General features: G+C 38.2%; 27 protein-coding genes. All 27 read right to left on the reverse strand.

Annotated elements, in window-relative coordinates:
* Nucleotides 1–27 precede the first annotated feature (27 nt).
* The 27 genes from MKZ18_RS15170 to flgC all read right to left on the reverse strand — a co-directional run bounded on the left by MKZ18_RS15170 (nt 28) and on the right by flgC (nt 22,995).
* Nucleotides 28–2,028: a chemotaxis protein CheA gene (locus MKZ18_RS15170; protein ID WP_061784572.1), complete on the reverse strand. Its 2,001-nt coding sequence runs from the start codon at nt 2,026–2,028 to the stop codon at nt 28–30.
* A 12-nt stretch (nt 2,029–2,040) separates the two neighbouring features.
* Nucleotides 2,041–3,093: a protein-glutamate methylesterase/protein-glutamine glutaminase gene (locus tag MKZ18_RS15175; protein WP_061784573.1), complete on the reverse strand. Its 1,053-nt coding sequence runs from the start codon at nt 3,091–3,093 to the stop codon at nt 2,041–2,043.
* A gap of 10 nt (nt 3,094–3,103) precedes the next feature.
* Complete coding sequence (locus MKZ18_RS15180; RefSeq protein ID WP_341344573.1) at nt 3,104–3,520, reverse strand: MinD/ParA family ATP-binding protein; 417 nt, start codon at nt 3,518–3,520, stop codon at nt 3,104–3,106.
* Nucleotides 3,495–3,974, reverse strand: a complete 480-nt coding sequence (locus tag MKZ18_RS15185; protein ID WP_341344574.1) for a P-loop NTPase — start codon at nt 3,972–3,974, stop codon at nt 3,495–3,497. The genes MKZ18_RS15180 and MKZ18_RS15185 overlap by 26 nt, the downstream gene beginning before the upstream one ends.
* A complete protein-coding gene (locus MKZ18_RS15190) occupies nt 3,967–5,046 on the reverse strand; it encodes a flagellar biosynthesis protein FlhF (protein ID WP_340842367.1) in 1,080 nt (359 codons plus the stop codon). The genes MKZ18_RS15185 and MKZ18_RS15190 overlap by 8 nt, the downstream gene beginning before the upstream one ends.
* Nucleotides 5,043–7,082, reverse strand: coding sequence for a flagellar biosynthesis protein FlhA (gene flhA, locus MKZ18_RS15195; RefSeq protein WP_025908970.1), 2,040 nt, complete (start codon nt 7,080–7,082; stop codon nt 5,043–5,045). Before flhA ends, MKZ18_RS15190 begins: the two co-directional genes overlap by 4 nt.
* 38 nt (nt 7,083–7,120) lie before the next feature.
* A complete protein-coding gene (gene flhB, locus MKZ18_RS15200; protein WP_025908971.1) occupies nt 7,121–8,203 on the reverse strand; it encodes a flagellar biosynthesis protein FlhB in 1,083 nt (360 codons plus the stop codon).
* Between the two features lie 2 nt (nt 8,204–8,205).
* Nucleotides 8,206–8,982 (reverse strand): flagellar biosynthetic protein FliR, encoded by a 777-nt coding sequence (fliR, locus tag MKZ18_RS15205; RefSeq protein ID WP_025908972.1) that lies wholly within the window; start codon nt 8,980–8,982, stop codon nt 8,206–8,208.
* Between the two features lie 2 nt (nt 8,983–8,984).
* Entirely contained in the window at nt 8,985–9,254 is a 270-nt protein-coding gene (gene fliQ / locus MKZ18_RS15210; RefSeq protein ID WP_025908973.1) for a flagellar biosynthesis protein FliQ, read from the reverse strand.
* A gap of 9 nt (nt 9,255–9,263) precedes the next feature.
* Entirely contained in the window at nt 9,264–9,932 is a 669-nt protein-coding gene (fliP, locus tag MKZ18_RS15215) for a flagellar type III secretion system pore protein FliP (RefSeq protein ID WP_025908974.1), read from the reverse strand.
* Entirely contained in the window at nt 9,925–10,560 is a 636-nt protein-coding gene (locus MKZ18_RS15220) for a flagellar biosynthetic protein FliO (protein ID WP_318757122.1), read from the reverse strand. Before MKZ18_RS15220 ends, fliP begins: the two co-directional genes overlap by 8 nt.
* A 61-nt stretch (nt 10,561–10,621) precedes the next feature.
* On the reverse strand, nt 10,622–10,984 hold the full coding sequence (locus MKZ18_RS15225; protein ID WP_025908976.1) for a response regulator: 363 nt from the start codon (nt 10,982–10,984) through the stop codon (nt 10,622–10,624).
* 22 nt (nt 10,985–11,006) lie between these two features.
* Nucleotides 11,007–12,134, reverse strand: coding sequence for a flagellar motor switch phosphatase FliY (gene fliY / locus MKZ18_RS15230; RefSeq protein ID WP_061784578.1), 1,128 nt, complete (start codon nt 12,132–12,134; stop codon nt 11,007–11,009).
* Nucleotides 12,131–13,126 (reverse strand): flagellar motor switch protein FliM, encoded by a 996-nt coding sequence (fliM, locus tag MKZ18_RS15235; protein ID WP_061784579.1) that lies wholly within the window; start codon nt 13,124–13,126, stop codon nt 12,131–12,133. Before fliM ends, fliY begins: the two co-directional genes overlap by 4 nt.
* 30 nt (nt 13,127–13,156) lie before the next feature.
* Nucleotides 13,157–13,588 (reverse strand): flagellar basal body-associated protein FliL, encoded by a 432-nt coding sequence (fliL, locus tag MKZ18_RS15240; protein WP_025908979.1) that lies wholly within the window; start codon nt 13,586–13,588, stop codon nt 13,157–13,159.
* Nucleotides 13,589–13,591: 3 nt separating this feature from the next.
* On the reverse strand, nt 13,592–13,801 hold the full coding sequence (locus MKZ18_RS15245) for a flagellar FlbD family protein (protein ID WP_318757123.1): 210 nt from the start codon (nt 13,799–13,801) through the stop codon (nt 13,592–13,594).
* Between the two features lie 55 nt (nt 13,802–13,856).
* A complete protein-coding gene (flgG, locus tag MKZ18_RS15250; RefSeq protein ID WP_025908981.1) occupies nt 13,857–14,720 on the reverse strand; it encodes a flagellar basal body rod protein FlgG in 864 nt (287 codons plus the stop codon).
* A gap of 25 nt (nt 14,721–14,745) precedes the next feature.
* Entirely contained in the window at nt 14,746–15,177 is a 432-nt protein-coding gene (gene flgD, locus MKZ18_RS15255; protein WP_025908982.1) for a flagellar hook assembly protein FlgD, read from the reverse strand.
* Nucleotides 15,178–15,186: 9 nt separating this feature from the next.
* Entirely contained in the window at nt 15,187–16,383 is a 1,197-nt protein-coding gene (locus MKZ18_RS15260) for a flagellar hook-length control protein FliK (protein ID WP_341344575.1), read from the reverse strand.
* A gap of 13 nt (nt 16,384–16,396) precedes the next feature.
* Entirely contained in the window at nt 16,397–17,017 is a 621-nt protein-coding gene (locus tag MKZ18_RS15265) for a MotE family protein (RefSeq protein WP_025908984.1), read from the reverse strand.
* 8 nt (nt 17,018–17,025) lie between these two features.
* Nucleotides 17,026–17,469 (reverse strand): flagellar export protein FliJ, encoded by a 444-nt coding sequence (fliJ, locus tag MKZ18_RS15270; RefSeq protein WP_025908985.1) that lies wholly within the window; start codon nt 17,467–17,469, stop codon nt 17,026–17,028.
* Nucleotides 17,466–18,785, reverse strand: a complete 1,320-nt coding sequence (gene fliI, locus MKZ18_RS15275; protein ID WP_025908986.1) for a flagellar protein export ATPase FliI — start codon at nt 18,783–18,785, stop codon at nt 17,466–17,468. The genes fliJ and fliI overlap by 4 nt, the downstream gene beginning before the upstream one ends.
* A complete protein-coding gene (gene fliH, locus MKZ18_RS15280; protein ID WP_025908987.1) occupies nt 18,760–19,554 on the reverse strand; it encodes a flagellar assembly protein FliH in 795 nt (264 codons plus the stop codon). The genes fliI and fliH overlap by 26 nt, the downstream gene beginning before the upstream one ends.
* Nucleotides 19,547–20,557, reverse strand: coding sequence for a flagellar motor switch protein FliG (gene fliG, locus MKZ18_RS15285; protein WP_373688722.1), 1,011 nt, complete (start codon nt 20,555–20,557; stop codon nt 19,547–19,549). The genes fliH and fliG overlap by 8 nt, the downstream gene beginning before the upstream one ends.
* 20 nt (nt 20,558–20,577) lie before the next feature.
* Entirely contained in the window at nt 20,578–22,167 is a 1,590-nt protein-coding gene (gene fliF / locus MKZ18_RS15290; RefSeq protein ID WP_061784583.1) for a flagellar basal-body MS-ring/collar protein FliF, read from the reverse strand.
* 70 nt (nt 22,168–22,237) lie between these two features.
* Nucleotides 22,238–22,534 (reverse strand): flagellar hook-basal body complex protein FliE, encoded by a 297-nt coding sequence (gene fliE / locus MKZ18_RS15295; RefSeq protein ID WP_025908990.1) that lies wholly within the window; start codon nt 22,532–22,534, stop codon nt 22,238–22,240.
* An 11-nt stretch (nt 22,535–22,545) separates the two neighbouring features.
* Nucleotides 22,546–22,995, reverse strand: coding sequence for a flagellar basal body rod protein FlgC (gene flgC, locus MKZ18_RS15300; protein ID WP_025908991.1), 450 nt, complete (start codon nt 22,993–22,995; stop codon nt 22,546–22,548).
* Between the last annotated feature and the right edge of the window lies 1 nt (nt 22,996).

Raw genomic sequence — 22,996 nt, forward strand, 5'->3', positions numbered from 1 at the left:
TTTAAAACGTTGTTTTCCCAAACATTATTATTTAATTAAAGCATTACAATCAATAATTAACGCTACTTGCCCATCACCTAAAATTGTTGCTCCTGAAATGGCAAACGGAGAAGTTAAGTAATTGCCTAATGATTTTAAAACGATTTCTTGCTGACCTATAAACGAGTCAACAATTAAACCGGCTGTCTTATCACTTTTTCGTACAATCACAACAGGATAAACATCTTTTTCCTCAGAAGTTTCCGGTACGTCAAACAGCTTTTTTAGGTTTAATAGCGGTATGATTTTTCCTCGGAAATCAATAACTTCTTGCCCGTGAGCTTTCATAACGTCTTTTTTATTTACAAGTGCTGTTTCAATGATAGATGACAATGGAAGTGCATAGCGTTCATCTTGCATATTAACAAGCAACGCTGAAATGATTGATAATGTTAAGGGTAGTTGGATAGAAAAAGTAGATCCATAGCCTGGTATTGAATCAATTGTCACCGTTCCACCTAAGGACTCAATTGTATTTTTGACAACATCAAGCCCTACACCACGCCCTGAAACATCAGAAATTTGTTCGGCTGTGGAAAAACCAGATGCAAACATAAGATCATATACTTGTTGATCTGTTAAACCTTGAGCACCTGTTTCTGAAACAATTCCTTTTTTCAGGGCTTTTTCTAAAATTTTATCGCGGTCGATCCCTGCACCATCATCTTCAAGGTCGATGAACACATGATTACCACTATGATATGCTTTCAGTCGAACTGTACCTTCCCTCTTTTTCCCATTCTGTTCACGCACGTCCGGCATTTCAATCCCATGGTCTAGCGCATTGCGAAGCAAGTGGACCAGGGGATCACCAATCTCATCAATAACCGTACGATCAAGCTCTGTTTCAGCACCGATAATCTGCAAGTTGATTTCTTTCCCTAAATCTTTTGCCAGTTGACGAACCATACGTGGAAAACGATTAAAAACAGTCTCGACTGGAACCATACGCATGTTTAAAATAATAGACTGCAAATCTCCAGAGATACGTGACATCCGCTCAACAGTTTCCTCTAACTCTTGATTATTTAAGTCTTTTGAAATCTGCTCAAGGCGCCCTCTATCAATAACTAGCTCTTCAAATAAATTCATTAAGCTATCTAAGCGATCGATGTTCACTCGGATTGTTTTATTAATAGGTGCAGTTTTTGCTGGTGCAGTTTCTTTGACATTAAGGTCATCAGCACGCTTTGTATTAGACTGTTGAGGGCGTGACGTTTGTTTTTCACTATCGGTTGCTACATTTTCTTTTGGCTCCACAGTATTAATCTGAACATGCTCTACTTCAGAGATTTGCATCAGCTGCTCCTTTAACGAGCTTTCCTCTTCTTTTGATACCAATACAGCCGTAAATTGTTGATCAAACTGTTCTTGTTCTATATCTTGAACTGATGGGTTTGACTTAACCACTTCACCAGCTTGCTCAAACACGTCAAATACCATATATGCTCGCGCTGCCTTTAATAAGCAGCGCTCATCTAATGTAACGGTTACCTCATATACAAAGAATTCTTGTTGTAACGCTTGGTTTAGAAGGTCCGTTTCAAATTCATCATATACAATGCTAGGTGATACGACTTTACTTTCTGTAGCTGCTGCCACTTCTAATCCTCCGCTTTCTAAAGCCTGGAGTTTCGTTACAATCTCTTGTACATCATATCCTCCGTCACCACCTGTGGCGATTGACTCCACCATGACGTCTAAAGCATCCACTGATTCAAACACTAAGTCGACAACGCGTGTATTTACGCTTAATTGCTGGTTACGAATCGCATCTAGTACATTCTCCATTTTATGAGTAAGGTTCGCTAAATCTTCAAACCCCATCGTTGCTGACATTCCTTTTAACGTATGAGCTGAACGGAAAATTTCATTTACAAAACTAAGATTATTAACATCCTTTTCAAATTCTAACAACTGTTGATTAATATTCTGTAAGTGTTCCTTACTCTCTTCAATAAATACTTCTAAATACTGACTCATATCCATTGAGTGCTCCCCCTATTTCTGCACGTAATGTAAAATACGATTTGCTACATAATGTAATGGCTGTATTTCATCTACTAACCTTGTGGCGATTATAGACTTTGGCATTCCATAAATAATAGCCGTTTCTTCCGACTCGGCAATCGCTATGGTTTGCCCTTTGCTTTTCATATGAATAACGCCTTCCGTTCCATCTGCTCCCATTCCAGTTAATACAACCGCAACTTTTTCATAGTTAGGACAATCTGCAAGCGACTGAAACAAAGTATCAACTGATGGTCGGTGCCCTTTTACCGGTAACGACTGATCCAAAACAGTTATTAATCCTTCTTTAGATTCTTTTACGGTTAGATGGTAGCCTCCGGGTGCAATATACGCACATCCTGGTTCTAACTTTTGATCATCTCTTGCTTCTTTTACCGAAATAGCAGCTAACCGATCTAATCTAGCTGCTAGTGAACTCGTAAAACCAGCTGGCATGTGTTGAACAATTAAAATAGGGACTGGAATCGTTGCAGGAAGCATTGTTAGAACTTCTTGTAATGCTCTTGGCCCTCCGGTTGATGTACCGATGCAAACCACTTTCTTTAACGGCTTTCGGTCTCCCCTTACCATTGATGATTTCACAGGCTTGTCTTTAATTGATTCTTTTGAATTGAAAGGAAGATTTGCTTTGCTCGCAATATAGAGTTTTGTTAATAGCTCATCTTTTACTTTGTCGATATCTAGTGAAATAGCACCTGAAGGTTTGGCAACAAAATCAACTGCTCCATACTCCATCGCTAAAAATGTATTATTTGCTCCTTCAAACGTTGTACTAGACAACATTACAACAGGAGTTGGCTTAATTTTCATTAATTCTTTTAACATCTCTAATCCGTTCATCACAGGCATCTCTACGTCAAGTGTCATAACATGTGGATTCAATAGCACAGCTTTCTTTAGTGCTTCCTCGCCGTTTCGAGCTGTCCCCACTACGTTAAACCTACCGTCTTCCTCTAGTAAACTAGTAATAACCTTTCTCATAAACGCTGAATCATCAACGATTAATACTTTAATTTTATTCAACTAGCAAACCCTACCTTTCGAGAAATAACTTCTTCAGCTTGGCTACAAATCCAACGCTGTGATTTCTGGTACTAGACGATGTTGCATATTGATTTACAATATTCTTAATTCCTTGGCTTGCACTGCCTTTTGGATATTGTAAAATGAATGGAACCTGACTATTTACCGAATGAGAAACGCAGCGGTCTTCCTCTATTGTTCCTAACAATTCAATTGAGCACTTCAAAAACTGTTTAACTGCTTGATTAAAGCGTTCATACGTGTTTACACCTTCTTTAATAGAAAGTGACTTATTTACTACCATCTTAAAAGAAGCATTCACACCATATAAATGTAAGAACTTTAATGCAGCGTAACAATCCGTAATTGATGTTGGTTCAGGCGTAGTAATGAGCACCATGTCATCCATTGCCTTTAAAAAAAGCAATGACGCCCTCTGTCATTCCTGCTCCCATATCAAAAATTAAGTAGTCATAATCTTGAGAAACGGAGTTAAATTGATCAATTAGATAATGCAAATCATTTTGTTTCCACTCAAATAAAGAAGTAATTCCAGAGCCTCCTGCAATATATGAAAGACCCTTTGGTCCTTGTTTGATGACACGCTGAATGGGCCATTTATTCTCTAACATATCCACGATAGTGTAGGTCGAAGCAATTCCCATTAATACGTCAATATTGCCCATTCCAATATCCATATCAAAAAGCAGCACCCGATATCCTTTCTCTTGTAAAGACAATGAAAAGTTCAGCGAAAAATTAGACTTTCCAACTCCTCCTTTTCCACTAATGACTGCTAATGTCTTAGCCTCCGTCCGTTGATTAGAACCATGTTTGACCGCTGCTACCCTTTTTCTTAAAGCTGCTGCTTGATCATTCATGTTTCCAATCTCCAAACAGATAATCCACTATTTTTTCAGCAGTATATTTCTCTAGATCGTCAGGGACATCTTGTCCAATCGTCATAAAAGAAGCTGGCAGCTGACACTCCGTTAGCACATTAATAATTGGACCAAATGTTGTGGTCTCATCTAGCTTTGTCAAAACAATTGAATCAATTGGTATACTACTAAACTGTTGGTAAACTTTACGTAAATCAGCCATTTTTGCCGTCGCTGCTAACACTAAAAAGGTTTCCATGTGTTCATTAAACGACATCATATTGTGGAGATCATGAATGTATTGGCTGTCTAAAAAGTTCCGCCCCGCTGTGTCTATGAACACAATATCGTATTCATTAAATATCTGAAGCGCTTGCTGAAAATCTTCATTGTTATAGCAAACTTCAATTGGAACATTCAGAATGGACGCATACGTTTTTAACTGATCGATAGCGGAAATACGATATGTATCAGTTGTAATGAACGCAACTCTTTTATTTTGTTCTAAAATACACGACGCAGCTAATTTTGCTAGCGTTGTTGTCTTACCAACGCCTGTAGGACCAACAACGTTAATATATTTCTTTTGAAATACTTTTGAACGTTCTGAATATGATAGGTAATCTTCAAACCAGCTTTTCAGCCATTCAATCACCTGCTTATCGCCTAGCGAAGGTGTTGTATAATATAACTCCATGACTTTATCTCTTACTTCTTTTAACAATCGTTCTTCGATCTCTTGATGTTGCAAATATGAAATAACTTTTTGAACAAGCAACGGATATTCAACAACAGTATTTCTTAATGGGTGCACCGTTGCAATAAGCTGTTTTAATTCATCAACCTGCTTCATAAGCTGTTCATCTGTACGGTTTTTAACGTATTTTTTAGTTTTTTTTACTTGGTCGTCTACCCCAGCAATTACTTCCAACTTCTTTTTAGTAAAGACGCCCATAAATCCACCAACTTTAACAGAACGCGACTTTAAGATCACCGCTTCTGGACCAAGCTCTGCTCGAATAACTTTCATTGCTTCCGGCATTGAAGATGCCACATATTTTTTTACCTTCATGATAAATCAACCACTCCAACGCTCTGAACTTCAATACTTGCTTCTAGTTCGTTATATGATAAAATCGCAACTTGAGGTATATATCTTTCTGTTAGCTGGCGGACATACATCCGTACAGCTGGTGAGCAAAGAACAATCGGTGTTTGATCTTGAAACCCTGCCCCATCAACTTGAGCTACAATATGTTCCACAATGTTTTGGGAAACGTATGGATCCAATGATAAATAGTTCCCATGTTCTGTTTGTTGAACTCCTTCAGCTAGTACTTTTTCAACCTTCCCCGATAGCGTAATGACGCGAAGCAGCTGTTCTCCAGCAGCATACTGGGTGGTAATTTGCCTAGATAATCCTTGACGAACATATTCTGTTAATAGATCCGTATCAGATGTCATCTTTCCATAGTCAGCTAGTACTTCAAAGATAACTGGCAAATTCCGAATCGATACCTGCTCTTTTAATAATTTAGCTAATACTCGCTGGATTTCTCCTACTGAGAGTGGAGATGGGGTAACCTCCTCAATTAAGATTGGATACGACTCTTTTACATGATCAATTAATTGTTTAGTTTCTTGGCGACCTATTAGCTCGTGAGCATATGCTTTAATTACTTCTGTAATATGTGTTGATACCACTGAAGGCGGATCTACTACGGTATACCCAAACATCTCTGCTTGCTCTTTAGTTGCTTCATTAATCCACTTGGCTGGCATTTGAAAGGCAGGCTCAATTGTATCAATGCCTTCTATCATATCGTCACCCATTCCAGGACTAATTGCTAAGTAATGATCGAGCAATAAATCACCTCTTGCCATTTCATTCCCTTTAATTTTTAGCCGATATTCGTTTGGCTGTAGTTGAATATTGTCGCGAATTCTTACAACAGGAATTACTAAACCAAGCTCTAAAGCAAGCTGACGGCGAATCATAACGATACGATCTAACAAGTCGCCTCCTTGATTTGTATCTGCTAAAGGAATAAGACCATAACCAAATTCAAACTCGATAGGATCTACGCTCAATAAATTCACAACGCTCTCAGGACTTTTCATATCATCAGCTGGCACTTCTTCTTCTGATGCGGCTTCTTCGTTTAAAAGAAGTTTTGCTTTTTTAGGAGATAAGTAATAACCTCCTGCTGCTAGTAAAAGTGCTAATGGAAGTGTTAATAAATCATTGATTGGCGTAATGAGGCCAAGAACAGCAATAGTCGCTCCAGTAACATATAGCATTGTAGGAAACGCAAATAGCTGTCCCGTAATATCTTGACTTAAATTCCCTGTAGAAGCTGCTCTTGTTACAATAATACCTGTAGCAGTGGAAATCATTAATGCTGGAATCTGACTGACCAACCCATCACCAACTGTTAATAAAGTAAACGTTTGGGATGCTTCTCCAATGCTCATACCCATTTGCATCATTCCAATAATGATGCCAAATAAAATATTAATTAGTGTAATAACAATACCAGCAATTGCATCTCCCTTTACAAACTTGCTGGCTCCGTCCATTGATCCGTAAAAATCCGCTTCACGCTGAATTTTCTCACGCCTTTGAATGGCTTCTTTTTCGGAAATCATTCCTGCATTTAAATCAGCGTCAATGCTCATTTGTTTTCCTGGCATTGCATCAAGAGTAAAGCGTGCAGCTACCTCTGAAACGCGCTCAGCTCCTTTTGTAATAACTAAAAACTGAATGATAATTAAAATAACAAAAACAACAAATCCTACAAGTGGATTCCCACTGATAACAAAGTTACCGAATGTCTCTACCACACCGCCGGCATTACCTTCACCTAAGATAGCTCTTGTGGTGGATACATTTAACCCCAAGCGAAAAAGTGTCAGCACAAGCAATAACGATGGAAAAACAGATAGCTCAAGCGGCTCTTTCATGTTCATTGATACAAGCAAAACAAGCAGTGCAAGAGATATATTTACCATAATTAACACGCTCAACAACCAAGACGGGAGCGGAATAACAAGCATAACAATAATGAGTACAACACCTATAACAACTGGTAACTCTCTTGCAGACATGAATCATTTCTCTCCTTATTTCTTATAATCTTCAATACTTATACCTTTTTTTGAATGCGATACACATACGCTAAAATCTCAGCTACCGCTTTAAAAAACTCTTCGGGCACCACATCGCCAACTTTCGTTTGTTCATATAAGCCTCTTGCTAAAGGTCGGTTTTCTACCATAATGATTTCATGGCTTTTTGCAACGGCTTTTATCTTTTGAGCTACAAAATCTACTCCGCTTGCCACCACGTATGGAGCATCCATTTTATCTTCATCATATTTTAAAGCAATTGCATAATGAGTTGGATTCGTAATGACAACATCCGCTTTCGGCACTTCTTGCATCATTCTAGACATCGCCATCTCACGTTGTTTCTGCTTAATTTTAGATTTGATGAGTGGATCTCCTTCAACATTTTTATTTTCTTCTTTAATATCTTGCTTTGACATCCGAATGTTTTTTTCAAAATCAAACTTTTGGTACATGTAGTCAAGAACAGATAATAAAAGTAGAACACAAGAGGCTGCAAGGCCCATTTGCAACACTAGTTTTGCTAGCGATACCAGACTGTCTCCGATGCTCCGATGAGATAAAATGAGAACCTCATCAATGTTAATCCATAATACAGCAAACGTAACGGCACCAATTAAGACAATCTTTAACGTTGATTTCAATAGTTCTACAATGGCTCTCATTGAAAAAATTCTTTTAGCCCCTTTAATTGGATCAACCTTCTCCAATTTTGGCTGAAGGGGTTCAGCTGAAAAGAGGACACCCACCTGCATATAATTAGCTGCAAGCGCACCTACCAAGGCAACGAGCATAATAGGTCCGAGTGCATATGCAATTTCAGGAAGAAGGTCTCGTAACAAAATAAACACACTTTCTTCCGTAACTTCCGTTAGCATATATGTCTGAAAAGATTCCTTTATAATGAGCATCATCTTTTCAAGCGTATGCCGAGCTCCGAATATAAAATAGAGAAAAACAAGAAGTAGCATAATGGCTGTCGTGACGTCTTGACTTTTTGCTACTTGTCCTTTTTTTCTAGAGTCTTGCCTCTTTTTAGGCGTTGCCTTTTCCGTTTTTTCTCCCGCAAAAAACTGCAAATCTAACCGAACGAGAAACATTTTTATACTCCTCCTAGTAAATGAACCATCGTTCGCATCGCCTCTAGCATGTATTCAAAGATTAGCTGCATCATATAAAACATACTTCCCATAACCACGATTAGAAAAATAAACGCCACGATGATTTTGAGCGGAAATCCTACTACAAAAATATTAAGCTGAGGTACCGTTCTTGCGACGATTCCTAGTGCTATATCAACAAGAAATAACGCGCCAACAACCGGGAGCGACATTTGAACCGCTAATAGGAACATCATGCTAAATGTTTTAATAATTGTCGTCACAAACAGTTCGGTTCCAACTGAAAATGAAAGCTCGTTAATCTTTAATACTTCATAACTATGATAAACTCCATCTATTAACAAATGATGACCATTGGTCGATAATAAAAAGAGCAGGGCAAAAATATAAAGGTACTGACCGGTAATTGGACTTTGAGCACCCGTTTGCGGATCCATCACGTTAGCGATAGCAAAACCCATTTGAAAATCAATTAACCCACCAGCAATTTGAATTGCCATGATTACGATATATGCAATTAACCCCATCGAAATTCCAACGAGACACTCCTTAATGACAAGAAGCAAAAAGCGATCGTCAAGTGGAATAATTGGAAAATCTAGTGTTGTGACTACAACAAGTGATAAAGCTGCCGCTAGCCCTACTTTGTGAAAAGTTGGAACTGTACGATATGAAAAAAGCGGTACCGTAATAAAGAAAGCGGACAATCGTACTAAAATTAAGAGAAATGCCGGATAAACATTGATTAGCTCCACCATCTTTATCCGATATACCTATGTAGGTTTGAAAAGATATTATACGTAAATGACACCATCTTAGATAACATCCATGGCCCAAAAAATACAATTCCTACAAGTACCGCTACAATTTTTGGCACAAAGGCCAAGGTTTGTTCTTGAATCTGAGTTGTCGCTTGAAAAATACTGACAAGCAAACCGACAACGAGTGCTAATAGCAAAAGTGGACCACACACAATTAAGATTGTATATACGCCTTTTTCTGCTAACGAAATGACAAATTCTCCATTCATGTTTTTCACCTATTGAAAACTTATTAATAATGATTTAACGACTAAATTCCAACCGTCTACTAAGACAAAAAGCAAAATTTTAAACGGCAGAGAAATCATCACTGGCGGCAACATCATCATCCCCATCGACATTAATACGCTGGAAATAATCATATCAATGACAAGAAACGGAACAAAGATCATAAAGCCGATTTGAAAGGCTGTTTTTAATTCGCTAATTGCAAATGCAGGAACCAATGCCGTTAATGGAATTTCTTCTACTGAACTTGGTTTATCCATCTCTGCATATTCTAAAAATAACGCTAAGTCTTTCTGCCTTGTATGAGCACTCATAAACTCTTTCATAGGAAGAGATGCTCGATCGTACGCTTCTGTTAAATTAATTTCTTCATTAAATAAAGGCTGCAAAGCTTCTTTATTCACCTGTGAAAACGTCGGTGCCATAACAAAGAATGTTATGAATAAAGCGAGTCCTAACAGTACTTGATTGGGAGGCATTTGCTGAGTGCCTAATGACGTTCGAACAAACGAAAGAACAATAACAATTCGAGTAAAGCATGTCATTAAAATTAAAATACCCGGAGCAATTGATAGAACCGTTAAAAGCAGCAATAATTGGATTGAGGTTGATACATTTTCAGCATCACTAGCATTAAAAATCTCCATCACTTCATTCATGTTGCTTACGGTCCCTTCCTAATTCTTCCAACTTGGTTTTCCGCTTTTTCATCATCTGATTTAACGATTGTGTAAAAGATTTCATACTTTCAACTGAAATAGCTTCCTTTTCTTTTCGTTCAAATAGTGATGGAAGAACCACTTTATATTCACCATCACTGCGTTGATCTTCGTACTTCTTTAACAGCTGCTCCTTGTCTTCTCCAACTACTTCTGAAAGCAGCTCAATATTTTCTCCTACACCTACAACGAACAGCTGCTCACCGACCTTAACAACTTGAACCGATTTACTATTCCCAAGGTTAGTTCCACCTAAATTTTCCACCAGTTGATTTTGCTTTAATACATTTCCTTTTGACTTCACAAATTTTAAGACAACTAGCAATAAGCCAATAACAAATGCAAAAGCAACTAACATTTTCACCACTTCACCAGCGGAAATAGTCGCACCTTGATTGGTATCACTATCACCAACTGCGTTAGGGTCCAACTCTTTTTCACAAGCGCTTGGATTTTCTATACATTCTTTCACTGAATCCGATGTTTCTGCCGCTTGCACGCTTATACTATTTTGAAACAACAGACTTCCAGCGATAGCTAAAATAAATACGATATATCGCAGCAACATTTGCCACCTCTTACCTTTTCATAATACAAAGTGGAGCAGAGCAGCTGCTCCACTTTTTTCTTTATCCTACAGCTTTTGAAATGGCTTCAAGCACACGGTCTGCTTGAAATGGCTTCACAATAAAGTCTTTTGCACCAGCTTGAATTGCATCGATAACCATTGCTTGTTGTCCCATTGCTGAACACATAATTACTTTCGCAGCTGGATTCAGTTGCTTAATCTCTTTTAAAGCCGTAATACCATCCATTTCCGGCATTGTAATATCCATTGTTACGAGGTCTGGCTGATGCTCTTTATAAAGATCGATAGCTTGCATTCCATCAGCAGCTTCCCCCACAACTTCATATCCATTTTTCACAAGAATATCCTTAATCATCATGCGCATAAATGCCGCATCGTCTACAATTAATACTCGTTTACTCATTTTATTTTCCCCCTATATAAAGTTACTTTAATTTATTAATACGATCACGTTGACTAACTATATCCGTCACGCGAACGCCAAAGTTTTCATCAATTACCACTACTTCACCTTTAGCGATTAGCTTGCTGTTAATCAAAATATCGACCGGCTCACCAGCAAGTTTGTCTAACTCAATTATTGACCCCGATGACATCTCTAAAATTTCTTTAACAGTTCGTTTTGTACGCCCTAACTCTACAGTTACTTGAAGTGGTATATCTAACAACATGTCTAAATTATTTGTTTCGGACTGTGATGGTATTTCATTTCCATCAAAAGATGAAAAAGCAACAGGTTGAACATTAACAGGAGCTGCAGGCATAACTGGTTCTTGTTGCAGTGATTCACTCACTTGATTTTGCAAAGGTTGTTGAGATGGCATTTCTTGAACAAGTTCACTCTCTTCTTCTGCGGTCGCAACTGGATTCAGCAGTTCATTTACTAACCCTTTTGCAAAAGGAAGAGATAACAATTGCATAATATTAGAATCGATTAGCGTGCCAACTTTTAGATTGAATGAAACTTTAACTAGCACATCATCCCCTTCTAATAAGTTCGTGCCTTCTCCTTCTGGAAGATCTAAAATATCAAGGCTTGGTGGCGAAATATCTACTTTCTTTTGAAAAATCGTAGACATAGATGTCGCTGCTGAACCCATCATTTGGTTCATCGCTTCTTGAACGGCACTTTGTTTAATTTCATCTAGTAATTCTCCTGGATTTTCACCGTCTCCACCAAGCATTAAATCAGAGATAATAGCTGCATCACTTTGTTTAATAACAAGTAAGTTTCGACCTGAAATTCCTTCTGTATAATGAACTTCTACCGCAACATGCGGATTGGGAAATTCTTCTTTCAGCTCTTCTTTATGAATCAACGAAACATAAGGCGTTGTAATGTCAACTTTTTGATTTAATAAGGTTGACAATGCAGTAGCAGAGCTACCAAATGAAATATTGCCAATTTCACCAAGCGCATCGCGTTCCATCTCTGTAAAGTGTTTACTAATTTCACTTTCTTCTAGGTTGCTATCTGAAGGCATAGGGTCTAATGAAGACGTTCCTTTTAGCAATGCATCGATTTCATCTTGAGAAAGCATATCTCCTGTCATAACGACGTTCCCCCCTTAAACTGATCTAAAATTTGAATCGCCAATTTCCTTTTTAATTGTCCTGGCTGCGCACTAAATTTCGGTACACCTCCAACTTGAACGATGAGAGGTTGATTAACACCTCGGTCCAAGCGAATGATGTCTCCCTTATCTAAAGAAAGGAAATCCTCAATGGATATATCAGTCTGTCCTAGCATCGCAACAACAGGAACGGTTGCACCTTGAACTTGTGTTCGAATCTGCTCAACCTCTAATTCATTTGGCTCTTTTTTAGATGATTGCATCCAATAATGCACTGATAGCTTTGAAATAATAGGCTCCAGCGTAACATGTGGGATACATAAGTTAATCATGCCTGTTTCTTCACCAATTTGTACGCTCAGCGAAATGACTACAACAATCTCATTTGGTGATATAACTTGTAAAAATTGTGGATTAACTTCAAATTCTTCCATTTCTGGATTAATCACAGCAACTGAACTCCAGGCCTCTTCCATAATATCCAGCGTTTTATCTAACAAATTACGAAGTAGTTTTGTTTCAATCTCTGTTAAATTATCTATTTTTTTATTTCCTGCTTCTCCTTTGCCACCTAAAATACGGTCTAGCATCGCGTATGCAATATTCGGGTTTACTTCCATAATTACTCTGCCATCCAGAGGTTCGACTGACATGACATTTAAGACCGTCATGCTCGGAACCGAGCGAACAAACTCTTCATAAGGAATTTGATCTGCTGATACAACTGAAACCTGTGTGATTGTTCGCAGTTGAGCTGAAAGTAATGTTGTTAATAATCTCGCATAGTTCTCATAGATCCTTGTTAAACTTCTAATTTGATCTTTTGAAAACCGTAAGGCTCTTTTAAAATCATAGGACCTGACGCGATTTTTCGTGTTTTCATCTTTTAACTGCTGCGCATCCATCTCTCCTGTCGACAGCGCAGACAACAGTGCGTCAATCTCGTTTTGAGACAATACATCACCGGCCAAAAACCTCACCTCCTACCTGCCATTTTTCCATTATTGTAGAACCTTGGAGGTCGTATAAATCTTCACCACATGCCCAGTCTCAATCGAGCTATCGATCTGTTTTGAAATTCGCTCTTCAAGCGCTTCTAAACCTTTTTTTCCCTCGAAATCTTCAGCTGTCATCTCCGATAGTTCTTTAATAATAATGTCTTTTACTTGAAACTCTCTTTTCTGTAGTTCTTCAGCTGCTTTTTTGCTATCCATTTGAATTTTAAATGATAGGCTAATATAATTATTGCTTTTTAAATTTGTTTTAATATCAGCAATGTCAACAGATGAATCAATTACTTCATCAATGGAAGGCGCAGCTTCAGCCGCTGGCTCGCTTGCTAACTTTAGCGTGACAATGACCCCAACACTCCCAATCAATGTTAAAGACAATAAAATAATGATCATAGTGCCAACTAACTTATTTTTAAACACAGCTTATTCCTCCATATCGCACCGAAGTCCTAACACATTAATCGATTGATAATAAGCGCATACCTTTTCATTCACTTCAGCAATCGACTCTTTTACAACCAACTTTTTATTGTTGGTTAATGTAATAGTTGTGTCAGGAAACGATTCCACTTGCTCTATGTAAATTGCATTTAGCGTAAATTGCTTTCCATTTAACCTTGTTAAAGTCACCATAATTGATAAAAAGCCAAGCTGATCAGCTCAGCTTCTTTCCTCCTAGGCTATCAGTTTATCGTTTTAAGTTGACAAGTTCTTGTAAGATTTCATCAGAAGTTGTAATGATTCGAGTATTCGCTTGGAAACCACGCTGAGATACAATCATTTCCGTAAATTCTTCCGATAAGTCAACATTAGACATCTCTAAAGCACTCGATACAAGCGTTCCTGTTCCGTTTACTCCCGGTTCACTTAAATCAAAAAATTCTGTACCATCAACTTTTGCGCTACCTGAATTGGCTGTTTCAGCAAAGAGATTACCTCCTACCTTTTCAAGGCCATCATTGTTTGAGAATTTTGCTAATCGAACTCTACCCGCTATTTGTAAAGCACCGTCTGAATCAACATAATTTACGACTCCATCTTGACCAATGCTAAAACTTTTAGCTGTATCTGGAATATTTATTGCCCCTATAAACTCCGTTTCATTTCCATTAACGTCATAAACAGAACCAATAAGGTAAAGGCCTTCAGCTGTTACGATGTTTCCACCTTCATCTAAATAAAAATTACCTGCTCGTGTATACAGTGGTCTATCAATTGTTTGGCCATCTGCCCCATTAGCTACAGTAAAGAATCCTTCTCCTGAAATAGCTAGATCAAGTGGGCGACCTGTTGGCTGAATGCTTCCAGAAGTATGTATCGTATCAATTGTTCCAATTTGAGACCCAAGCCCTACCTGCTTTGGATTCACTCCGCCTCGATCCGCTCCCGGTGCACTCGCTCCTGCTATTTGCTGACTAACTAAGTCTTTAAACGTTGTACGCCCTTTCTTAAATCCGTACGTATTAACATTTGAAATATTATTACCGATTACGTCTAACTTGGTTTGAAAATTTTTCATTCCACTAATTCCAGAATACATTGAACGTAACATGTAACTTCCCCCTTATTTATAGTGTTCAACGAGTGACAGACAAAATATCGTCAAGAGTTAAAGTTGTATGAGACTCATCATCTAACATAAAAGTAAGCTTGCCGTCCTTTACAGAAGTGGCTTTCACAACAGCTTCGCTTTCTTTATTCGTTTCATCTACCCAAGAAACCGTCTTACCAATAAGCTCGCTACCTTTTAGAATTGGAGATTCACTTTGAACTACTTGTAAAAATTTCTCCATCGATGTACTCATATTTGTCATTTGTTCTAGTGTTGAAAACTGAGCCATTTGAGAAATAAACTCCTTATCTTCCATAGGACTAGTTGGATCTTGATTTTGTAATTGAGTAATTAAAATCTTTAAGAAGTCATCTTTTCCAAGCGAGCTTGTTCCTGTTTGCTTTTGCTGCACGGGCTGATTTGCCAAATACAAATCAGACTGAACCTTATTTGTCATATACATCACCTACACATTGTAGTTAATTAACGCTTCTTCTAATGAGTGAGAAAAGATTTGATTAGTTTCGTCTTTTTCGTCTTTTTCGTCTTTTTCGTCTTTTTCTTCAACTCGTTTTTCTTGCTGCTTTTGTTCTTGATGTTCTTCGCCGTTAGTCATCCATTGTTCTGCTGTGTGAAAAACGTCAATTTTATCTACTTGCACCTGCTGACTAATAAGCGTTTGTTTCAAAGCCCCTAGCTGAGTATCTAAGAGATCTTTTGTCTGAGCAGATGATGCGATAATACGAGCGACAGTCTCATGGTTTCGCTGCACTAGTTCAATTTGAATGGATCCTAGCCTTTCAGGGAAGAGCTTTAAAACTAGCTTCGTTTGAGACGCATTATGCTGAAAAGAAGCTTTCACTAATAGCTCTTGTACCTGCTTCATCACCTGTGATGCCTGCATATCTTTGGGCAAATTCGTATTTACATGAAACGATAGCTGCTGCAACTTACTCATTTCACCCGGTACAAACGTCGCTTTATCAACAGGAATTTTTTGCTTACCTAACTCATCCGTTTCCATGCTTATTAATTGTCTAGTTGGCAGTGAGTGATTATCACTTGCTGAAGCAATTTTTTGTGTAATCAGTTCAATAAGCTGTTTCATTTCTTTACGAGAAAACTGAACAGATTGTATCTCAGGCTGCTGCAGCTTTTCTTGCAATGCTTTTAGTTGACTGGATTCCACTGGAACAAGCTCTCGCAAGGTTTGAAAAAACTGTTGAAATTCCTTAACGAAATTTTTTGCACTTCCTGGCAATGTGACATCCGCTAAGTACGCCTGCAAATTCGTAGCATTGGAAAGCAATTGCTTCAGCTTAGATTCTTTTACTCCGCTTGTAGGGAGCTGTTGAATAAGATCAACAAAAGGCTTAAACAAAATACTTTGCTCTTCATTTTCTATCTTTTCAACATTCCCTTCTTCTAAATGAAGCTCAAGAAGCGCCAAGAATTCAGCCAAATCTTCGTTATCATCTACGTTCATCATTTGATTGTTCAAAGGCTGACTAATAGAATGACTGTTCGTGCTGAGATTATCAGTCGTTTCCAGCTCTACGAATAGCATTGCTTGAAATAAAAAAGGATGTTCTTTCTTAACTGTACGATCTACGTTTTGCTTCTCATTCATAACTGGAAGCATAGGCTGCATAGCTACCTTCATTCTTTCACCTCCATTACTCACTTAACGGCTCAGCTAGTAAGCTTGTATAGCGAGCTGCAACGGCAGGGTCCATCTTTTCTAAGACTTTCGTGCGTGCATCCGTTTTTAACGCTTTTAGCAGCAAGATTGCTTCATTTTCTTTTAATTCGGTAAAAATGAGAGCTGCTTTCGTCGGGTTCATCTTTTCATAAGTAGAAACAATGTCTTTCTGTTTATCGTCTCCACCGTCTTGTTCTTGACTAGCAACATCTTTCTCATCTTCTGAATCTCTAATCTTAATTTTTAACTCATCAATCTCGCGCTCTTTAGCCGTTATTTTTTCTTCTAAACTTCTAATATTGTCTTCTTTCTTTTGAAGCTTTTCATTCAGGCTCTTTATTTGATTTTCTAACTCTTTATTCGCCTGTTGCTGATTAGTAGATTTTAAGCTTTCATTATCGTCTCCTATTAAAGGAAGAGATGAAGTTACCGACGAGATTTTCTCTTGAACATCGACTCCACTAATTGTTAGACCAATATAAATAGCTGTAATAATAAACAGCAGGGGTATAAAAATAATAAACAAGAAGACTTGCCACTTACTATTTCTTTTTTCTTCTATTTCTTCATATTCATCTTGCTTTTTTCTAGCCATCTTCTCACCTAATTTCTGTGTAGCATAAACTGTTGCAGAGAAATCTCATCCATTTGCTTACTTTCCGCATCACCCTGAGTTTTTAGGTAGCTTGTATAGCTTTTGTCTTTAAGCTTTTCATACTTTTTGCACTCAATATTTTTTTCTTGAAGCTTCAGCTCTTTCATACTCATCTGCTGTCGCGCCAACATGACGTCTCGCTGGAGCCTGGCAATCGTCGCCTCAATGCTTTCAAGCGCTTGTTGAAAAAATTTAATCTCGCTAACCGCTAAACCACTTTTAAGCTTTTTTGCCTGAAGTTCAAGCATTTCTTCTTTCTGCTTGAGCTTATCGTAAAGCCTCTGCCCGACTTGCTCGAAATATTGAACTGATTCATTATATTGAGCCAATAAACGATTTTTTTCATCTTGCTTAACCGTCATGACTTTTGCTAACTTAAACTGATACGTCACGTTCGTTCACCTTTCTGAAAGAGCTGTTTTAGTATCTCTACGCTATCTTTAAGCGTGGGATGTTCACTCGTTTTTTGCTTTAAAAATGAAATAAGTTCTGGATAATATAAAATTGCTTCATCAATTTCAGCAGAGGACCCTCTTTTGTAAGCTCCGATATTAATAAGGTCTTCTGCTTCAATATATGTAGAAAGTAATAACCGTAGCTTTTCAGCACTTATTTTATGATTTGCTTCTACAATATGATTCATAACGCGGCTAACACTTTTGAGCACATTAATGGCTGGATATTGACCTTTATTAGCTAAATTCCGATCCAATACAATATGCCCATCAACAATTCCTCGAACCGTATCAGCAATCGGTTCATTCATATCATCACCGTCAACTAATACCGTATAAAATGCCGTAATAGAGCCTTGTTCAGTAGTACCTGTTCTTTCTAATAGGCGAGGTAATGAAGCAAAAACCGATGGTGTGTATCCTTTGGTTGTGGGAGGTTCTCCCACTGCTAAACCAATTTCTCGCTGCGCCATAGCAACGCGCGTAACGGAATCCATCATCATCATGACGTTAAGCCCTTGACTTCGAAAGTATTCTGCAATAGATGTAGCTGTATAAGCCGCCTTCATTCGTAATAGTGGAGGCTGATCAGAAGTTGCGACAACGACAATTGAATTTCTCAAACCTTCCGAACCAAGGTCTCTCTCAATAAACTCACGGACTTCTCGACCACGTTCCCCTACTAATGCAATGACGTTGATATCTGCATTCGTGTTTCTCGCAATCATTCCCATAAGCGTACTTTTCCCAACTCCACTTCCTGCAAAGATTCCAATCCGCTGACCCTTGCCAACTGTAAGCAAACTGTCGATTGCTCGAACCCCTACTTCAATTGGTTCAGAAATTGGTGGGCGTTGCAATGGATTAGGAGGTTCCTGTTCAGTTAACACTGATGGAAGATAGCTAGGTAAGCTAGTTCCATCAAGTGGATTTCCTAGGGAATCTAGTGCTTGACCAATTAGCTCAGGTCCTACTTTTACTTGAAGCGGTTTTTCAGTTGTTTCCACGATGCAACCAGGTCCAATATATCGAACAGATGTATAGGGCATTAAAATGACATGTTCATCTTTAAATCCAACTACTTCTGCTTGAATTCGCTCACAAGTATCCTTTAAGTGGATATAGCAAACATCACCAATGGAAGCTTGTGGTCCTCGTGATTCAATCATCATTCCAATAACTCGGTTAACTTTCCCATATCGTTTAAACGAAGAGATATGAGCTATCTCAGGAATAAGCTGCTTCACTTTCACTTTGCTTTTCCTCCATTAAACGTAGTTTCAATTTCTTTTTTAGCTCCGTTAACTGACTATCAACCGATGCATCGAGCTTTCCATACATCGACTCAATAATGCAATGTTCATCTGTCAAATTTTCATCTGCGTATATGAATAAGCTAGCTTCTCCATTCAATATATCGAACAATTGCTGTTTATTTTCACAAACCATTTCATAATGGCAAGGTGCCACAAAGACTCGAAGCTCTTTGCTCTCTCTAACTTCCTTTATTGCGTGCTTAACCAGTGATACAAAACTTTTCTCATTTTTATGTTGAATATTCTGCCCAATGACTTTCTCAGCAAGTGTAAAGCCAAGCTCTAAGATAACCTCTTCAGCTTGAGAAAGGTAATCGGTATAATCTTTTTTAGCTACGTTAACAGCCGTACGGGCTTCTTCTATAAGCGATGTATAGTCCTTATATCCAGCCTGTTGACCTTCACTATACCCAGCGTTAAAACCCTTTTTCTTCTCTGCTTCATATAGCTGTATTTTTTCATTCTCCCACTGCTGTCGCTCTGCTTCAATTTGCTGTCTTGCTTCTAATAGTCTTGCTTCAGCTTCTTCATAAAGACGTGTAGACGCTTCTTTTGCTTCAGTAAGAATTTTGTCAGGGCATTCATTCTTTGCTGTCTGACCATTTGAATTGATCAAATTTCTCCCACTAAATAATGGCTTGATTTCGATTGTTTTGGCTGAATCATGTACGTGATTTGCATAGGTAGATTTAATGATACTAGACAATAATATCGTCTCCTCCACCTCTTGCAATGACTACTTCTCCCATATCTTCTAATCTACGAATAACCGCCACAATGCGAGACTGAGCTTCTTCCACATCTTTTAAACGGACTGGTCCCATATACTCCATTTCTTCTGTAAACGTGTCTACCATTCGCTTGGACATGTTGCGGAATATAATATCTTTTACTTCTTCGCTTGCTACTTTTAAGCTCAATAGCAAGTCTTCGTTTTCAACCTCACGAACGACACGCTGGATGGAGCGGTTATCCAACGTCACAATATCTTCAAAGACAAACATACGCTGTTTAATCTCTTCCGCAAGCTCTGGATCTTGAATTTCTAGAGTATCAATAATAATTTTCTCTGTTGCACGATCCACGCCATTTAACACTTCAACCACCGTCTCGATTCCACCAGTATGGGTGTAATCTTGCGTCACCGTTGTCGAAAGCTTTCTTTCTAAAATTTGTTCTACTTCACTGATGACTTCTGGAGATGTGCTATCCATTGTAGCAATTCTTCTCGCAATATCACCTTGACGCTCTTGAGGTAAAGATGACAAAATTTGCCCAGCTTGAGCTGGCTCTAAGTATGATAAGATCAAAGCAATCGTTTGCGGGTGCTCATGCTGAATAAAATTTAAAAGCTGCATTGGTTCTGCTTTACGCGCAAAATCGAATGGTCGAACTTGCAAAGATGAAGTTAAACGATTAATAACCATTATTGCTTGTTCAGGACCTAAAGCTTTTTCCAACACTTCTTTCGCATAAGTAATGCCGCCTTTTTCAATATAATTCTGAGCAATTGTCATTTGCTCAAATTCTTTTAAAACGGCTTCTTTAACCGCAGGCTCTACCTTTCGCATTGAAGAAATCTCAAACGTTAGCTGTTCAATTTCGTCTTCGCTTAAATGCTTATAGACGGAAGCGGATGCATCAGGACCAAGGGAAATTAATAAAATAGCTGCTTTTTGCTTACCTGTTAATTCACTTTTACTTACCACTTTCGCCACTATACTCCCTCCTACTCCTCACTAATCCACGTGCGCAATAGCTTTGCGAATTCATCTGGCTGCTCACCTGCAAGCTCTTCTAGACGTTTTCTTGACTGCTGCTCTTCACTTAGGACAGGAGGCTTTTGAATGGTTTCAACTGAATCTTCATACTCTTCTTCATATTCATAGAACTCTTCTTCAGAATCTTTTCTACGCTTTAACAATAAGAATAGTAGTGCAAGAATAACTAGTAATAAGCCACCACCTACAAAATATAGCCATGTTGGGATTCCGCTTTGCTGTTGATTAACGGCTACTTTCTGTTCTTGGAACGGCTGTACGGAGACTACAATTTTGTCTGCAACCTGATTATCAGTTAACTCAGCACCTTGTTCATCCTTTGAAATTGACGTACGAACAATCGTGCTTAAAACTTGCTGAATGTCATCCTCTAAATTCTCTGCTAGTTCACCTTCACCATTTGCATTAGAAGGGTCAATCATTACTTGGATTCCTAAGTCACGAACTTTATAAGGACTCTCTACAATTTCTTTACGAATTCTATTTACTTCGTTGTTGATTCGTTCTTCTGCCTTTTCATAGTCTCCACTGTCGGTACTTCCACTTTCTACATAGTTGGTTGTATCTTCTTCACCGGTCCCTGCAACCCCACCATCTTCAGGTTTCTTTCCCGTAAACGTTTCATTGATTCGCTCCACGCTTACTGCGATTCCTTCCATGTTTTCTTTATCTACAGGTTCCACTAAATTTTCTTCTCGATTTTCCTGTGTAAAGTCAACATCAGCTGTAACTGAAACCATTACTTTGTCTTGTCCAACTAATCTACCTAACATTTGTTGAACTTGGCGCTGAACATCACGTTCAATTTCCTTTTTAATACCATGCTGAGTAGCAAAACTAGATGAATTAGACATTTCGTCACTGCTTTTTAAGTCAAAATATTCAAAGTTTTGATTCATAATTACGATATTATCAGTAGGTAAATTTGGAACACTTTTTGAAACCAAATGATAGAGAGATTTTATTTGTCCTTCATCAAATTTGTAGCCTGGCTGTGTATTTAAAACAATTGATGCTGAAGCTTCTCCTTGCTGATCCTTCACCCAAACACTTTCTTCTGGCAAGGTAATCATCACGTTCGCATTATTGACACCTTGGATATTTTTCATCAGATTAGCTATTTCGGTTTGCATAGCTTCCAATTTAACAACGTTAAACTCATTGTCCGTCATACCAAATCCAGCATTTTGCCCAAAGAAAGAATAATCAATGCTCCCACTGTCTGGTATACCTTGTGCAGCAAGATCCACCTTTAATGAGTCAACATGTTGTTCCGGTACGGAAATAACCGTTCCATTTTCTGAGATTTCAGAAGGTATTTTTCTTGTATCCAGCTCCGCTTTAATTTGACCTGTTTCCTGTACAGATAAATTGCTGTAAAGGGGAACAAACTTCTCATTGGTTGCTACTAAAGAAATAGCAATAAGGGCAATTAGCAGCGCCAAGGGGCCGCCGATGATCAAACCTTTTTGAACCTTAGTGCGCTTTGACCAGAACGCACCTATTTGATTTTTATAGAGTGCTAGTTTTTCATTCATTACAATCCTCCGGCTATTGCTTGTTTTCTATCTAGGGATGAAATAACCGCTTTTTAGCTAAAACCGTTTACTACATTTGCATACGCATCATTTCTTGATATGCTTCAACAGCTTTATTACGTATTTCAATTGTCGTCTGCATCGCAATACTGGCTTTTTGTGATACAATCATGACATTATGTAAATCAATTTTTTCTCCACGAGCTAACTTTTCTGTGGCTAGATCTGATGCCTTTTGTGCGTTGTTTACTTGGTTTAACGACTCTTTTAAAAAAGTTGAAAATTGACCGTGAGCTTCTTTAACGGTTCCTGTGTTCGATATTTTCTCAGTTAGTACAGGCATTTGATGTTGAATCCCTTGAATCATACTGCTTCACCTTACTTTCCTATTTCCAATGCTTTCAATAATAAATTTTTATTTGCGTTTAACACCGTAATATTTGCTTCATAGGATCTTGTTGCACCAATTAAATCTGTCATCTCTTTTAATGGATCCACATTGGGAAGTTGAACATACCCATCTTCATTTGCGTCAGGATGCGTTGGGTTATACACAAGCTTAAAAGGAGATTGATCTTCTGTTATGGACTTAACTTTCACACCGCCCGCTGACCCTTTACTCATTTCATTTTGTAGCAACGAAGAAAAACTTGGACCACCGTTTGATTGGAGCGAAACCACTTTTCTGCGATACGGCTGCCATTCTCCATTTACAAGTTCACTTCTTGTTGTTTCGGCATTCGCCATATTAGAAGAAATAACATCCATTCGTAGTCGATTAGCAGTTAAAGCTGACCCAGATATGCTGAGATTTTGAAATATTGACACC

Origin of the sequence: Priestia sp. FSL W8-0001 (assembly GCF_038050335.1) — a bacterium.
GTDB classification, from domain to species: domain Bacteria; phylum Bacillota; class Bacilli; order Bacillales; family Bacillaceae_H; genus Priestia; species Priestia flexa.

What these genes read in the sequence shown, in the direction of transcription:
- MKZ18_RS15260 (WP_341344575.1), bottom strand. Translation starts at nt 16,383, where the DNA reads ATGAAGGTAGCTATGCAGCCTATGCTTCCAGTTATGAATGAGAAGCAA.
- flgD (WP_025908982.1), bottom strand. Translation starts at nt 15,177, where the DNA reads ATGACAAATAAGGTTCAGTCTGATTTGTATTTGGCAAATCAGCCCGTG.
- MKZ18_RS15170 (WP_061784572.1), bottom strand. Translation starts at nt 2,028, where the DNA reads ATGGATATGAGTCAGTATTTAGAAGTATTTATTGAAGAGAGTAAGGAA.
- fliE (WP_025908990.1), bottom strand. Translation starts at nt 22,534, where the DNA reads ATGATTCAAGGGATTCAACATCAAATGCCTGTACTAACTGAGAAAATA.
- MKZ18_RS15225 (WP_025908976.1), bottom strand. Translation starts at nt 10,984, where the DNA reads ATGAGTAAACGAGTATTAATTGTAGACGATGCGGCATTTATGCGCATG.
- fliR (WP_025908972.1), bottom strand. Translation starts at nt 8,982, where the DNA reads ATGGTGGAGCTAATCAATGTTTATCCGGCATTTCTCTTAATTTTAGTA.
- MKZ18_RS15245 (WP_318757123.1), bottom strand. Translation starts at nt 13,801, where the DNA reads ATGGTGACTTTAACAAGGTTAAATGGAAAGCAATTTACGCTAAATGCA.
- MKZ18_RS15185 (WP_341344574.1), bottom strand. Translation starts at nt 3,974, where the DNA reads ATGAATGATCAAGCAGCAGCTTTAAGAAAAAGGGTAGCAGCGGTCAAA.
- fliQ (WP_025908973.1), bottom strand. Translation starts at nt 9,254, where the DNA reads ATGAATGGAGAATTTGTCATTTCGTTAGCAGAAAAAGGCGTATATACA.
- flhB (WP_025908971.1), bottom strand. Translation starts at nt 8,203, where the DNA reads ATGTTTCTCGTTCGGTTAGATTTGCAGTTTTTTGCGGGAGAAAAAACG.
- fliP (WP_025908974.1), bottom strand. Translation starts at nt 9,932, where the DNA reads ATGAATGAAGTGATGGAGATTTTTAATGCTAGTGATGCTGAAAATGTA.
- fliF (WP_061784583.1), bottom strand. Translation starts at nt 22,167, where the DNA reads ATGAATGAAAAACTAGCACTCTATAAAAATCAAATAGGTGCGTTCTGG.
- flhA (WP_025908970.1), bottom strand. Translation starts at nt 7,082, where the DNA reads ATGTCTGCAAGAGAGTTACCAGTTGTTATAGGTGTTGTACTCATTATT.
- flgG (WP_025908981.1), bottom strand. Translation starts at nt 14,720, where the DNA reads ATGTTACGTTCAATGTATTCTGGAATTAGTGGAATGAAAAATTTTCAA.
- MKZ18_RS15265 (WP_025908984.1), bottom strand. Translation starts at nt 17,017, where the DNA reads ATGGCTAGAAAAAAGCAAGATGAATATGAAGAAATAGAAGAAAAAAGA.
- MKZ18_RS15190 (WP_340842367.1), bottom strand. Translation starts at nt 5,046, where the DNA reads ATGAAGGTAAAAAAATATGTGGCATCTTCAATGCCGGAAGCAATGAAA.
- MKZ18_RS15220 (WP_318757122.1), bottom strand. Translation starts at nt 10,560, where the DNA reads ATGTTGCTGCGATATATCGTATTTATTTTAGCTATCGCTGGAAGTCTG.
- fliY (WP_061784578.1), bottom strand. Translation starts at nt 12,134, where the DNA reads ATGACAGGAGATATGCTTTCTCAAGATGAAATCGATGCATTGCTAAAA.